This window comes from Parafannyhessea umbonata (assembly GCF_900105025.1).
Classification (GTDB): domain Bacteria; phylum Actinomycetota; class Coriobacteriia; order Coriobacteriales; family Atopobiaceae; genus Parafannyhessea; species Parafannyhessea umbonata.
On sequence record NZ_LT629759.1, the window covers coordinates 215,129 to 227,947 of the forward strand.

15 protein-coding genes are annotated in these 12,819 nt (G+C 70.7%); 12 read left to right on the forward strand and 3 right to left on the reverse strand.

The features are described from left to right. Position 1 precedes the first annotated feature (1 nt). From BLT96_RS01070 to BLT96_RS01080, 3 genes are read right to left on the reverse strand one after another with little or no spacing between them, the layout of a single operon-like run. Positions 2-520: a cupin domain-containing protein gene (locus BLT96_RS01070; protein ID WP_090861243.1), complete on the reverse strand. Its 519-nt coding sequence runs from the start codon at positions 518-520 to the stop codon at positions 2-4. Further along, entirely contained in the window at positions 501-1,832 is a 1,332-nt protein-coding gene (locus BLT96_RS01075) for an amidohydrolase family protein (RefSeq protein ID WP_090861244.1), read from the reverse strand. The genes BLT96_RS01070 and BLT96_RS01075 overlap by 20 nt, the downstream gene beginning before the upstream one ends. Further along, positions 1,829-3,394: an adenosylhomocysteinase gene (locus tag BLT96_RS01080; RefSeq protein ID WP_090861245.1), complete on the reverse strand. Its 1,566-nt coding sequence runs from the start codon at positions 3,392-3,394 to the stop codon at positions 1,829-1,831. The genes BLT96_RS01075 and BLT96_RS01080 overlap by 4 nt, the downstream gene beginning before the upstream one ends. A 166-nt stretch (positions 3,395-3,560) precedes the next feature. Between BLT96_RS01080 and BLT96_RS01085 the strand changes: the two genes are divergently transcribed. The 12 genes from BLT96_RS01085 (at position 3,561) to fabZ (ending at position 12,816) form a co-directional block, all read left to right on the forward strand. Beyond that, positions 3,561-4,052, forward strand: coding sequence for an S-ribosylhomocysteine lyase (locus BLT96_RS01085; protein ID WP_090844785.1), 492 nt, complete (start codon positions 3,561-3,563; stop codon positions 4,050-4,052). A 4-nt stretch (positions 4,053-4,056) separates the two neighbouring features. After that, complete coding sequence (locus tag BLT96_RS01090; RefSeq protein WP_090861246.1) at positions 4,057-4,755, forward strand: 5'-methylthioadenosine/adenosylhomocysteine nucleosidase; 699 nt, start codon at positions 4,057-4,059, stop codon at positions 4,753-4,755. A 44-nt stretch (positions 4,756-4,799) separates the two neighbouring features. After that, on the forward strand, positions 4,800-5,672 hold the full coding sequence (locus BLT96_RS01095; protein WP_090861247.1) for a biotin--[acetyl-CoA-carboxylase] ligase: 873 nt from the start codon (positions 4,800-4,802) through the stop codon (positions 5,670-5,672). Between the two features lie 202 nt (positions 5,673-5,874). Next, the gene (locus tag BLT96_RS01100; protein ID WP_090861248.1) at positions 5,875-6,468 is read left to right on the forward strand and encodes a MarR family winged helix-turn-helix transcriptional regulator; all 594 of its coding nucleotides are present in this window, start codon (positions 5,875-5,877) and stop codon (positions 6,466-6,468) included. After that, positions 6,468-7,445, forward strand: a complete 978-nt coding sequence (locus BLT96_RS01105; RefSeq protein ID WP_090861249.1) for a beta-ketoacyl-ACP synthase 3 — start codon at positions 6,468-6,470, stop codon at positions 7,443-7,445. The genes BLT96_RS01100 and BLT96_RS01105 overlap by 1 nt, the downstream gene beginning before the upstream one ends. A gap of 123 nt (positions 7,446-7,568) precedes the next feature. Further along, entirely contained in the window at positions 7,569-7,802 is a 234-nt protein-coding gene (locus BLT96_RS01110) for a phosphopantetheine-binding protein (RefSeq protein ID WP_090861250.1), read from the forward strand. A gap of 50 nt (positions 7,803-7,852) precedes the next feature. After that, the gene (locus tag BLT96_RS01115; RefSeq protein WP_090861251.1) at positions 7,853-8,797 is read left to right on the forward strand and encodes a nitronate monooxygenase; all 945 of its coding nucleotides are present in this window, start codon (positions 7,853-7,855) and stop codon (positions 8,795-8,797) included. Beyond that, complete coding sequence (locus tag BLT96_RS01120) at positions 8,785-9,741, forward strand: ACP S-malonyltransferase (protein ID WP_090861252.1); 957 nt, start codon at positions 8,785-8,787, stop codon at positions 9,739-9,741. The genes BLT96_RS01115 and BLT96_RS01120 overlap by 13 nt, the downstream gene beginning before the upstream one ends. 2 nt (positions 9,742-9,743) lie before the next feature. Further along, on the forward strand, positions 9,744-10,496 hold the full coding sequence (fabG, locus tag BLT96_RS01125) for a 3-oxoacyl-[acyl-carrier-protein] reductase (RefSeq protein WP_090861253.1): 753 nt from the start codon (positions 9,744-9,746) through the stop codon (positions 10,494-10,496). A 33-nt stretch (positions 10,497-10,529) separates the two neighbouring features. Beyond that, positions 10,530-11,783, forward strand: a complete 1,254-nt coding sequence (fabF, locus tag BLT96_RS01130) for a beta-ketoacyl-ACP synthase II (protein ID WP_090861254.1) — start codon at positions 10,530-10,532, stop codon at positions 11,781-11,783. Positions 11,784-11,787: 4 nt separating this feature from the next. Further along, complete coding sequence (locus BLT96_RS01135; RefSeq protein WP_090861255.1) at positions 11,788-12,378, forward strand: acetyl-CoA carboxylase biotin carboxyl carrier protein; 591 nt, start codon at positions 11,788-11,790, stop codon at positions 12,376-12,378. Positions 12,379-12,387: 9 nt separating this feature from the next. After that, on the forward strand, positions 12,388-12,816 hold the full coding sequence (gene fabZ, locus BLT96_RS01140) for a 3-hydroxyacyl-ACP dehydratase FabZ (RefSeq protein WP_090861256.1): 429 nt from the start codon (positions 12,388-12,390) through the stop codon (positions 12,814-12,816). The last annotated feature ends 3 nt before the right edge of the window (positions 12,817-12,819 follow it).

A 12,819-nucleotide genomic window follows, 5' to 3' on the forward strand; every position in this document is an offset into this window, starting at 1 on the left:
GTTAGCGGTCTTCCAGCCTGAAACCCGCGTACACGAAGCCCGGGCTCACGACGCATGACACGAGGGCGTCCTCGCCTGAGGGGACGGTGCGCTGCCACACGCCGGCGGGGACCACGAGCTGCGTGAGGGCTCCGTCCTGGTCCACGCGCAGCGTAGTGGCCCTAAGCTGGGCGGGGTCCGGCGCCGCGCCCGAGCCGGCGAGCTCGATGGTGACGGCGCCGGGGCCGTGCCAGAGCCAGAGCTCGTCCGCGTCGACGACGTGCCAGTCGCTGGAGTCGCCGGCGGGCAGCAGGAAGTAGATGAGCGAGGCCAGCGGGCGCGCGGATGTGGAGTTCTCCGAGAGGTCCGCGGCGCCGGCGACGTTGGCAGCGGCTGCTGGCGCGTCGTCGGCGGGCGTGCCGGTTGGTGCCGCGATGGGAGACTGCCACGTGCGGCGGTACCAGCCGCCTTCCGGGTGTGGTGCCAGGTCCAGTGCGTCGATCAGGCGCTGGGCGTACGGGCTAACTCCAGATGCGGTCATATGCGAGCCTTCCCTCGATGACGGTGGCGCGGCAGGTGCCGGAGCCGTGGCGGACGAAGCGCTCCAGCGTGTCCTCGAGCGCCTGAGGCGACGTGACGTCGACCGGTACGTCGAAGAACGCGAGGTCGGCGGATGCGCCGACGTTTATCTGGCCGATGCGCTTGGGACCGCAGTTGAGGCCCATGGCCTCCGCGCCGCCGAGCGTCATCATCCTGATGAGGCGGTGCGAGAGGTCGAGCTCCTCGTAGCCCTGGCTGATGGCGAGGTCGTACAGGAACGCGACGTCGTCCAGGACGTCGAGGCTCGGGCTCGAGGAGAGAGAGTCCGTGCCGACGGAGAGGGGGTTGCCCTCCTCGAGGTAGCGCGCGATGGGGGCGTCCGCCTCCGTGCAGGTGATGCGGTTGGAGCGCGGGCAGAGCGCGACCGAGACGCCCCTCTGGCGCAGGATCCTGCGATCTTCTCGCGATGCGTGCACGCCGTGTGCGATGTGGACGTCCGGCCCGAGGACGGCGAGCTGGTCGAGAAACTGGATGGCGCTTGCGCCGGCGCCAGCGCGCTTGAGGTCGTTGAAGCTCTGCCACTCCGTGCGGTTCCACGCCCACGACGTCTGGTTGGTGAGGCGCGACGGCAGTTTGCCCGCCTCGGCCGGGGTCTCGCCCAGGTGGATGTGGAGTCTCATGCCCAGCTGGCGCGCGATGTCCGGCAGGTCGAGCAGCGGGCCGGAGCCAAGCGAGTACGGCGCGTGCGGGCTGATGCCAAGCTCTGTCACGCCCATGGCGCGGATGGCGCGGATCTGGTCTAGCAGGTCTTCCGGACCCTTGCGCCGCCAGTCCTCGTTGTTCCAGTCCATAACCTCCCAGTAGGCGATGCCGTGCATGCCCTGGGACGCGAGCGCGTCGGCCGCCTCCACGTCTGACACGATGTCCGCCGCGGCCGTGGTACCGGCCTCCACCATCTGGCGCGCGCCGTCGTGCGCCCACTGGCGCCACGGCTTGGGCTCCGGGCTGTCGTATATCTTGTTGAACGCGAGCTCCCAGTCGCGAAAGCTCGCGTACGTGCGCGAGCCGACGGACGCCATGCCGGTGTACTGCAGGTGGGTGTGGGCGTTCACCAGGCCGGGCGTGACGAGGCCGCCCCAGCGGCGGAGCTCCACCTGCGAGCGGTCGTCCACGTCCTCCGCGAGCTTCTGCCGCACCCAGTCGCGCGTGCCCACGTGCAGGACGCGGCCGTCGCGCACCGCGACGGCGCCGTCGCAGATGACGGGGCCGGTGACGGGAATCACCAGCGGGGCTTCGTACAGGGTGACGCTCATGCGTGCCTCTTCCGGTTTGTTGGGGCGGGGGTGGTGCCGGCGGTGTCGGCGTAGCGGGTGACGCGCCAGTCCGGCACGAAGGTGGGGGTGGACGGCGCGCTCTCCGTGCGGATGCCGCGCGTCTCGAGCGCGATGGATGCGATGCGGCGGTCTACCTCGGGACCCAGCCGCAGCACCTTTGCGGGAAGCGACCCCGCGTGGCGCAGCAGATGCTCCACGGCGGCGAGCTGCACGGCGAAGCTCAGGTCCATGATCTCGATGGGGTTGCCCGGGCCGGCGGCGTAGTTCACGCCGTCCCCGGACGCGAGCAGCCTGAGCGTGGGCCCCTGGGGCACGTCCAGCCACGAGACGCCGTCCTTCTCGCCCGGGCGCAGGGTACCGCCCTGGGAAAGCACCTGGTCAAGGGCCACCTCGTTTGCGATGCCGCCGATGACTGCGACGGTGGCGCCGTCTGGCAGCAGGCGGAGAGCGTCTGCGGGGAGCGTGTGGCGCACGCCCGTGGCCGAGACCGCCATGTCCGTGGCGGGAAGCGCGCTGTCGAGCGGCGCGACCGCGAAGCCGGCGAAGCTCGCCTCAAGCGCGCGGACGGGGTCCGCCTCCGCCACGGTCACGCGCGCGCCCAGCGCCCGCACGCGACGGGCGAAGCCCTCGCCAACGGGGCCAAAGCCCACCACGGTGACGCGTGCCCCACCGGCGGCGGAGAAGAACGACGGTCCTACGAGGGACATCGTCGTGGCGGCGCAGGTCTCTCCCGTGCCGTGGCGGTTGTCGAAGCCGGTCTTCAGGCGGGAGTCGTTGACCGCCACGACGGGGAACGGCAGCTCGCCTTCCTGCTGCATGGCCGTGAACGCGCGGACGCCGGAGGTGGTCTCCTCCGCGACGCCCACGAGCCTCGCCGCCAGGGTCGGGCGCTCCATCACCATGAGGCGCGAGAAGTTCGCGCCGTCGTCGATGACGACGTCGGGCCGTATGCGGTCCATGAGGCGGAGCGACCCCTCGCGCTCCTGCGCGGGCGTCCACGTGGCGTCCGCCTCTATGGCGTAGCCGCGGGCGCGGATCTGGTTGGCGATGGCCTGGTCGCATTCGTGCGCGTGGCAGTACACGCCCACGGTGGCACCGGCCGCGGCAAGGCGCTCCACGAGGACGGCCGTCTTTGGCTCCACGATGAGGCTGAGCGCGATGTGGACGCCGCGAAGCAGGTCTTCCGCCGCGATCCGGCGTGCGAGCTCCGCCGAGACGGGCATGCCCCTCTCGGCGCGCGCCCAGGCGTCAGCCGCGGAAAGGTCCTTGCGTTTGGGCAGGTCGGGGTAGGTAAAATCCGCCTGTGCGGCATCGTTCGTAGGGACGAGGCCCCACTCCGCCATGCGCAGGGCAAGCACCCCGCCTTCGCGCGCGAGGTCCTGCGCGTCCACGAGCACGCGCGAGCCCGCAAGCGATGAGTTTGTGGCCTGCGCCCACGCGCAGGCCCAGTGTGCGAAGGTGTCCGTGGTTCCTCCCGGGTCGCATTGCGGCGCGTCCTTGCGGCGCGTCCTTGCGGCGCGCGCCGACCGTCGTGGAAACATGATATGCGAAACCGGATGGCGTGGGTTTCTCCCGTGTTTCGGACCGCGTGTGATGCCTTTGGAGAACGCGCGGTCGCACCGCCTGCGGCGGGTACATGAAGTATCGTCACTACGAACGCAAACCGCTCCGCGGGACTACCCCCGGAGCCCAACGACAGGAGACACCATGGAGCAGATCGCAAGCTTCACCATCGACCACCTTCGCCTGGAGCCCGGCGTCTACGTGAGCCGCGTCGACCGCGACCCGGCGTCCGGTGCCGTCATCACCACCTTCGACCTGCGCCTGACCGCACCCAACCGCGAGCCGGTCATGGACACGGCCGCCGTGCACGCCATCGAGCACCTGCTGGCCACGTTCCTGCGCAACGACGAGGAGTGGGCGAGCCGCATCGTGTACTTTGGGCCCATGGGCTGCCGCACCGGCTTCTATCTCATCGTGTTTGGCGAGTGCACGCCCAAGGAGGTGCTGCCGCTGGTCACGCGCGCCTTCGAGTTTGCCCGCGACTTCGAGGGAGAGATTCCCGGCGCAAAGCCGGCGGAGTGCGGCAACTGGCACGACGCGGACCTGAACCAGGCGCACTGGTGGGCCAGGCGCTACCTGGACAACACGCTGTACGCGATCGACGACGCGCACATGACCTACCCCGGCGCGGAGTAGGCGCGTGGCGCTGGGAATCATTGGCGCGATGGACGTCGAGGTGGAGCTGCTGAGGGCCCACCTCGACGGCGTGCGCGTGACGTGCGTGGGCGGCATGGAGTTTAGCGAGGGCCGCCTGGGCGGTACGGACGCGATCGTGGTGCGTTGCGGCGTGGGCAGCATCAACGCCGCCATGTGCGCGCAGACGCTCGCCGTGCGCTTTGGGGCGGACCGCGTGGTGAACACGGGCGTGGCCGGCTCGCTGAACGCGCGCGTGGGCATAGGCGACGTGGTGGTCTCAACGGACGCAGTCAACTACGACATGGACGTGCAGAACCTGGGCTACCGGCCCGGCCAGTGTCCGGGCATGGACACGCTTGCGTTTGCGGCGGACCCGACGCTGCGCCAGGTCGCCGTTTGCGCGGCGCGCGCCGTAGCGCCGGAGGCGGGCGTGTTCGAGGGGCGCGTGGCCTCAGGCGACAAGTTCGTGCACGAGGACGCCATGCGCCGGTGGATCGTTGAGGAGTTTGGCGCGCTGTGCTGCGAGATGGAGGGTGCCGCCATCGCGCAGGCGTGCCACGTGAACGACATCCCGTTCGCGATCGTGCGCACCATATCCGACGAGGCGAACGGAGCCTCCGCCACGGACTACCCGGCGTTCGAGCGCAAGATGGCCCTGCGCTGCGCGGCGATCGTGGAGCGCATGGCCGCCGGCTTGGCGTAGGCGCCGGCGGCCTTGGACGCGGCCGCGACTGATGGGGGGATTGCATGGCGAGAAGAACGGGCCTTCCTGCGGTGGAGGTGCTGGACGCATGCGAGTCCACCAACGACGAGGCCTTGCGGCGCGCACGCGCGGGCGCGCCGCACGGTGCGGCCGTCGCCGCGGTGAGGCAGACTTTGGGGCGCGGCCGCAGGGGGCACGTGTGGGTGTCCCCGCCGGGCGGGCTGTACCTCTCCGTGGTGCTGCGCCCCGGCGTCGCGCGGGAGTGCCTGTGCGCCATCCCCGTGGCCGCCGGCCTGGGCGCGCTTGACGCATGCCGTGCGCTTGGCGCAACGACGCCGCGGCTGAAGTGGCCAAACGACCTGGTGGTTCCAGGGCCCGGCGGCGCATGCAAGCTCGGCGGCATCCTGGTGGAGCTCTGCCTGGGGTCGCAGCCTGGGGGCTCGGGCACGGCAGCGGACGGGGTCGCGGGCGTGGGCGACGCCGCCGTGTGCGGCATCGGCGTGAACCTCACGCGTCCGCGCAACAACGGCATCAGCCCGAAGGCGGTGCGGGACGGCATGCCGGCACCGCTTCCCGCCGCGTACCTGGACGAGTGCGGCGCGCCTTACGCAGCCGGCGACTACGCGGCTGTGGCGACGCTGTTTCGCGACGCCATCGTGCGACGCGTTGACGCGTGGGCCGCGGGCCTTGCAGGGGACGGCGCGACCGCGCCGCTCGCGCCCGTGCTGGAGGAGTACCGCTCCAGCCTCCTTGGCCTTGGGAGCACGGTCGCGGCCGTCGCCCCCGACGGTGCCGTCGTGGGAAGGGGCACGTTCTTCTCGGTAGACAAGACCGGGCGCGCGATCCTTGCGCTGCAAGGTGGTGGCACGCTTTCGTTTGCTCCCGAGCAGGCGTCGCTAAGGCCAGCTGGGTGCTAAGCGGCGCTACAAACCACCAATTTACGCAATCTATCTGCAAGAACGTAAGAGCCTGAACCAGAGTGCCCCCGTGTGCGCAATGTGTGTGCCCGGGGCAAATCCGTCTTTCTCTAAAACTGTATGTTGACACGTCAACATACGTCGCTACACTCGAAATAGTTAGACAGGCTAACTAAATTGGCGACGGGAGGGGAGCGGGCCCATGGCTGCACCACAGGAACGCGGCGCGAGCGGCGCACGCGACGGCGCTACGGCGCCCACGCCCGCCCGCGACATCGACGTGAGCGACGGCTACGCGTTCATGTCAGAGATCTCGAGCCTCCTGGGCAGCACGTACGAGTCAATCGACCAGCTGGAGGAGCTCACGCGCCGCGCGCAGGGGATCGACCTCACCGTGGCAGAGTTGAACCTGGTTGAGGTCGTGGGCCGCGCGACGCTGCACAAGGACGCGGCCATCACCGTGTCCGAGGTGGCCCGCGCGCTCGACATCCGTGTGCCCTCCGCCACGGCCGCCGTGAACCGCCTGGTGCGGAAGGGCTACGTCCGCAAGCGGCGGGACCCAAAGGACGCGCGCCGCGTGAACGTGGGACTCACACGCGACGGCGAGAAGGTCCTCCGCCTGCACGTGGTCTTCAACCAGCGCATGGCGGAGGAGGTCTCCAGCGGGCTCTCGCTGGACGAGCGGCGCGTGCTGCTTAACGGCATCAGGCGGCTGGAGCAGTTCTATGCGAAGGCGCAGCAGAAGCAGCGCGACTACCTCAGGCGAACGGCGGGTCAGAAGGGGGGCAGGTCATAGTGGCGTACACCATCGTGGGAACGGGCTCGGCGCTGCCGTCGCGCAGCGTCACCAACGACGAGCTCTCGGCGTTCCTGGACACGAGCGACGAGTGGATCCGTACGCGTACGGGCATCCGCGAGCGCAGGGTCTGCACCACGGAGTCGCTGGACCAGCTTGCGGAGGAGGCGTCCCGTCGCGCGCTCGAGTCCGCGGGCGTCGACGCGTCGCAGCTCGACCTCATCGTGTGCTCCACCACTACGGGCGACCACCTGATGCCCGCGGAGGCGTGCGCCGTCGCGGAGCGCCTGGGCGCCGCGTGCCCCGCGTTCGACGTGTCCGCCGCGTGCTCCGGCTTCGTGTTCGCGCTCGACGTGGCCGACGGCTACCTCTCGCGCGGGCGCGCCGCCACGGCCCTCGTGCTCTCCGCCGAGAAGTGCTCGCGCATCATGGACTGGGCGGACCGCTCCACCTGCGTGCTGTTTGGCGACGCCGCCGCGGCCGTCGTCGTGCGCGCCGGCGGCGAGTCGCCGCTGTGGTGCCGCCTGCGCACCATACCCAACGTGGCCGCGCTCGACGTGCCGGGCGTCGCGGGCACGAGCCCGTTCGATGCCACCGCGGGCACGGCCCCGGCAAGCGCGCTCTCCATGCGCGGCAGGAGCGTGTACCGCTTCGCCGTGACGGAGGTCGTGCGTGAGCTCCGCCAGATGGAGCAGGCCACGGGCATCCCCCTGGGCCAGGTGGACCACTTCGTGCTCCACCAGGCAAACGAGAGGATCGTGGACGCCGTGGTCGAGCGCCTGGGGCTGGACCCGTCCCGCGTGGTGCTGAACCTGGCGCACACGGGCAACGTCTCCAGCGCGTGCATCCCGCTCGCCCTGGACGGACTCGCCCGCGCGGGAAAGCTCGCGGAGGGTCAGCTCGTCGCCCTCGTCGGCTTCGGCGCGGGTCTGGACGTGGCGTCGACGCTCCTGCGCTGGGAGGCCGCGCCAAGCTAGGCGCCCCGCGCTTCTCGCCAGCCGCGGCCCCCGCGTCGCGCGCGGCGTCAACAAGGTATCCCGGGTGCCGGATGGCACCCTCGTTCGCGCCGGTCCCCGGCGCCAGAAGATAGGAGATAAACCATGGCAGAGTCCACCTTCGATCGCGTCGTCAGCATCCTCAAGGACCAGGAGGGCTTGGACGATGTCGAGCTCACCCGCGACACCAACCTCGCGAGCGTCGGCCTCGACTCCATGGCCACCGTCGAGGCGGTCATGGCGTGCGAGGACGAGTTCGGCATCGAGATCGACCCCGAGGCCAACCCCCAGACCGTGGGCGAGTTCGTCGACCTGGTCGACGGCCTCCTTCAGAAGTAGACCGGCTTCCACACTTCCGGCAAACCCCAAACGCTAAGGACCGAACGCACATGATCAGGACCCCCATCTGCGAGCTTCTGGGAATAGAGAAGCCCCTGTTCCAGGGTGGCATGGCGTGGATCGCGGACGCGAGCCTCGCCGCCGCCGTCTCCGAGGCCGGCGGCCTCGGCATCATCTCGGCCATGAACGCCGGACCCGACTGGGTGCGCGAGCAGATCCGGGACGTCCGCACGCGCACGCAGCGCCCGTTCGGCGTGAACGTGATGCTCCAGAGCCCGTTCGCGGCCGAGGTCGCGGACGTCGTGGCCCAGGAGCGCGTTCCCGTGGTCGTTACGGGCGCGGGCAACCCCAGCAAGTACATGCGCGCGTGGAAGGACGCCGGCGTGAGGGTGATCCCCGTCGTGTCCTCCGTCGCGCTCGCGCGCCTGTTGGAGCGCGCCGGTGCGGACGCAATCGTCGCCGAGGGCGGAGAGTCCGGCGGGCACGTGGGCGACCTCTCGACCATGGTTCTGGTGCCGCAGGTTGTGGACGCCGTCAAGGTGCCGGTGCTCGCCGCGGGCGGCATCGCGGACGGCCGGCAGGTCGCGGCCGCGTTCATGCTGGGCGCGCAGGGCGTCCAGGTGGGCACCCGCTTCCTCGTCGCCACGGAGTGCACGGTGAGCCAGGAGTACAAGGACCGCGTCATCAAGGCGAAGGACCTGTCCACCATCGTGACCGGCCGCAGCATCAACGGCGCGGTGCGCTGCCTGAAGACGCCGTTCTCGCAGGAGTTCGCGCGCAGGGAGCGCGAGGGCGCCACGGCGGAGGAGCTCGCGAGCCTTGGGGCGGGGTCGCTGCGCAAGGCCGCGAAGGACGGCAACTACCAGGAGGGCTCGTTCATGGCCGGCGAGGTTGCGGCCATGGTGCACCAGGAGCAGACGGCCGCCCAGATCGTGGACGACCTCATGGACGGCGTGGAGCGCTGCCTGAAGGGGGCGACGGCATGGGTGTGCTAGGCGCGGAGGCGACCCCGCGGCCAAACGTCGCGTTCCTGTTTGCGGGCCAGGGCTCGCAGCGTCCCGGCATGGGGCGTGCGCTGGCTGAGAAGAGCGCGGCTGCCAGGGCCGTGTTCGATGCGGTGGACGCGGTGCGTCCGGGCACGAGCGCCCAGTGCTTCGACGGCACGAAGGAGGAGCTCGCGCCCACGGCGAACACGCAGCCGTGCGTGCTGGCAGTGGACCTTGCGTGCGCGGCGGCGCTCGCGGAGCGCGGCGTCGTTCCGGCTGCCGTCGCGGGCCACTCCCTCGGCGAGCTCGGCGCACTCGCGTTCGCGGGGGCGTTCGACGTCGAGGCGGCCATGCGCCTGGCCGTGGTGCGCGCCTGCCTCATGACCCAGTGCTGCGACGCTCACCCCGGCGCCATGCGCGCCGTGATGAAGCTTGCGCCGGAGCGCGTGGAGGAGCTCGCCTCCCAGGCGGGCGAGGCGTGGGCCGTCAACTATAACAGCCCGCTCCAGACCGTGGTCGCGGGCGCGCCGGACGCGTGCGAGCGGCTGGACGCGCTCGTGCGCGACGCCGGCGGCCGCAGCATGAGGGTCGCCGTGTCCGGCGCGTTCCACAGCCCGTACATGGCGGACGCCGCGACGGGTCTTTCGGCGCACCTTGCGCAGCATGCGCCGGCGTCCCCGCACATGGCATGCTGGGCAAACCTGACGGGGCGTCCGTACCCGACGGAGCCCGCGAAGGTGGCGGCAACGCTCGCGAGCCAGGTGAAGAGCCCCGTCCGCTGGGCGGACGAGCTCCGCGGCATGCAGGCGGCCGGCATCGACACGTTCGTGGAGGTGGGCCCCGGCCACACGCTCACGGGCCTCGTCAAGCGCACGCTCGACGGCGTCCGTGCCATGAGCGTGGAAGACCCTGACCAGCTCGAGGCGGCTCTTGCCGCGATTGCGGAGGGCTAACAATGGACGAGAAGGACACCACGCGCCGCTGCGCCCTGGTGACGGGCGGCTCGCGCGGCATCGGTCGCGCCTGCGCGGAGCGTCTCGCACGCGCCGGCTTCGACGTGGCCATCGTGTATGCCGGTAACGCGGAGGCGGCCGCGGACTGCGTCGTCGCGCTCGAGGCGCTTGGCGCGCGCGCGAGGGCGTACCGCTGCGACGTGTCGGACGCCGCCGCCGTGAAGCAGACGGTGAAGCAGGTGACCGACGACTTCGGCCCCGTGTGGGCGCTCGTGAACGACGCGGGCATCACGCGCGACGGCCTGTTTGCGCGCATGCGCGACGAGGACTTCGACCGCGTGCTCGACGTGAACCTGAAGGGCACGTTCAACATGGTGCGCGCCCTCGCGCGCAACTTCGTGCGCCAGCGTGGCGGGCGCATCGTGAACGTGAGCTCCGTCGTCGGGCTCCACGGCAATGCCGGCCAGGTCAACTACGCCGCGTCGAAGGCGGGAGTCATAGGGCTCACGAAGTCCGTGGCACGTGAGCTCGCCGGTCGCGGCGTCACGGCGAACGCCGTCGCGCCAGGCTTCATCGCGACGGACATGACGGAGAAGCTCCCGCAGGACGTCCGCGACGGCTATGCGGCCAGGGTCCCGCTCGGGCGCCTGGGCACGGCCGAGGAGGTGGCCGAGGTGGTGGCGTTTCTCGCCTCCGACGCCGCGAGCTACGTGACGGGCGAGGTCATACGCATCGACGGCGGCCTTTGCATGTAGACGGGCGCCTTTGCGCCCGGGAGGGGAAGTAGGATGGATCGCAGGGTAGTCATCACGGGCATGGGTGCCATCACGCCCGTGGGCAACACGGCCCCGCAGAGCTGGGACGCGCTCGTCAGGGGCGAGTCCGGCATCGGGACCATCACGGCGTTCGACACCACGGGCTTCCGCGTGAGCGTGGCCGCGGAGGTGAAGGGCTTCGACGCGGCGGCCGCCCTTGGCAAGTCCGTCGCGCTGCACAACGACCGCAACGTGCAGTTTGCGCTCGTGGCGTCGGACGAGGCCATGGCGTCGAGCGGGCTCGACGCCGAGGGCGCCATCGAGCCGGAGCGCCTTGGCGTGTACGTGGGCTCTGGCATCGGCGGCATCGGCACCACGGAGGCGCAGGTAAGGCGCCTGGCAGACGGCGGCGCCCGCAAGGTGAGCCCGTACCTGGTGCCCATGATCATCGCGAACATGGCCGCGGGGCAGGTGTCCATACGCCACAACGCGAAGGGCCCGACGCTTCCCGTGGTCACGGCGTGCGCCACCAGCACCAACGCCATCGGCGAGGCGTACCGTGCCATCCGCTACGGCTACGCGGACGCAATCCTGGCCGGCGGTGCCGAGGCGGCCATCGTGCCCGTGAGCATCGCGGGCTTCACCAACTGCCGCGCGCTCACGGTAAACCCCGACCCCAAGACGGCGTGCCGCCCGTTCGACGCGAACCGCGACGGCTTCGTGATGGGCGAGGGCGCGTGCATCCTGGTGCTGGAGGAGCTGGAGCATGCCCTGGCGCGCGGCGCGAACGTCGTGGCGGAGGTGTGCGGCTACGGCAACACCGCGGACGCGTACCACATCACGAGCCCCGACCCCTCCGCGGACGGCATCACCCGCGCCATCAGGCAGGCCGTGGACGAGTCCGGACTGGACGTGGCGGAGGGCCTGTACGTGAACGCGCACGGCACCTCGACGAAGCTGAACGACAAGACGGAGACCCAGGGCCTGAAGCTGGCGCTGGGCGAGAAGGGCGCGCGTGCGGCCCGGATATCCTCGACCAAGTCCATGACCGGACACATGCTGGGGGCGACGGGCGCGGTCGAGGCCATGGCGTGCGCGCTGGCGCTGCGCGACTCCGTGATACCGCCTACCGTGGGCCTGACCACGCCGGACGCGGACTGCGACCTTGACTACACGCCGGGCCACAGCCAGGCGTTCGACGGCAGGTGGGCGCTCTCCACCTCGCTTGGCTTTGGCGGACACAACGCCGTCGTCGCGCTCAGGCGCTTCGACGGGAGGGAGGCGTAGCGGCATGGACACCAGCAGCACGCGCGTGGACGCGCTCGCACAGGTGATGCAGGCCCGCGGCCTTGCGCGCATGAGGATCGAGGAGGGCGACTGCTCCATAGAGATGGAGCGCCCGGAGGCCTTCCCGGCGGGCGTCGCCGTGGCGCAGGTACCGCGCACGGCCGCGGCTGCGGCGACGCCGGCTGCGGCCGAGGCGGCGGCAGGCGCCTCCGCAGCGGTCGCGACGGACGGCGGACGGTCCTTCTCGCCCGCCGAGGGCGACGCGACAGGGCCTGCGCAGGCACCGTCCGCCGAAGACGCGCCCGCGGCCTCGACGGACGGCGCGGCCGACGCCGGCGAGAGGCCGCTTGACATGACGAAGGTCGTCGCGGTGAAGGCACCCATGGTCGGCGTGTACTACGCGGCTCCCGCACCCGGGGCCGATCCGTTCGTGCACGTGGGCTCCAAGGTGAAGAAGGGCGACACGCTGTGCGTGATCGAGGCCATGAAGGCCATGAACGAGGTCACGGCAGAGGTTGACGGCGAGGTCGTGGACGTGTGCGCCAGCGACGGCGAGCTGGTGGAATACGGCTGCGTGCTCATGAAGCTGTACTAGGGGGAGCGCATGAACCGAGAAGAGATCGAGACCATACTCCCGCACCGTCCGCCGATGCTTCTGATAGACGACTGCGAGCTGGTGGACGGGCGTGCCGTGGGGCACGTGCGCGTGACGGGCGAGGAGTTCTTCGTGCAGGGGCACTTTCCCGGAAACCCCGTGGTGCCCGGCGTCATCCTGTGCGAGATGCTTGCCCAGAACTGCTGCGTGCTGCTGGCCCAGGGCGGCGCGTCGAAGGGGACGACGCCGTACTACACGAGCCTGGACAAGGTTCGCTTCAAGCACCCCGTACGTCCGGGCGACACCGTGGAGCTCGACTGCTCCGTCGTGCGCTCGCACGGCATGTTCCACTTCGCGCACGGCGAGGCGCGCGTGGGCGGCGTGGTGTGCTGCGTGGCGGACATGTCGTTCGCGCTGGTGCCAGAGGGAAAGAAGTAGACC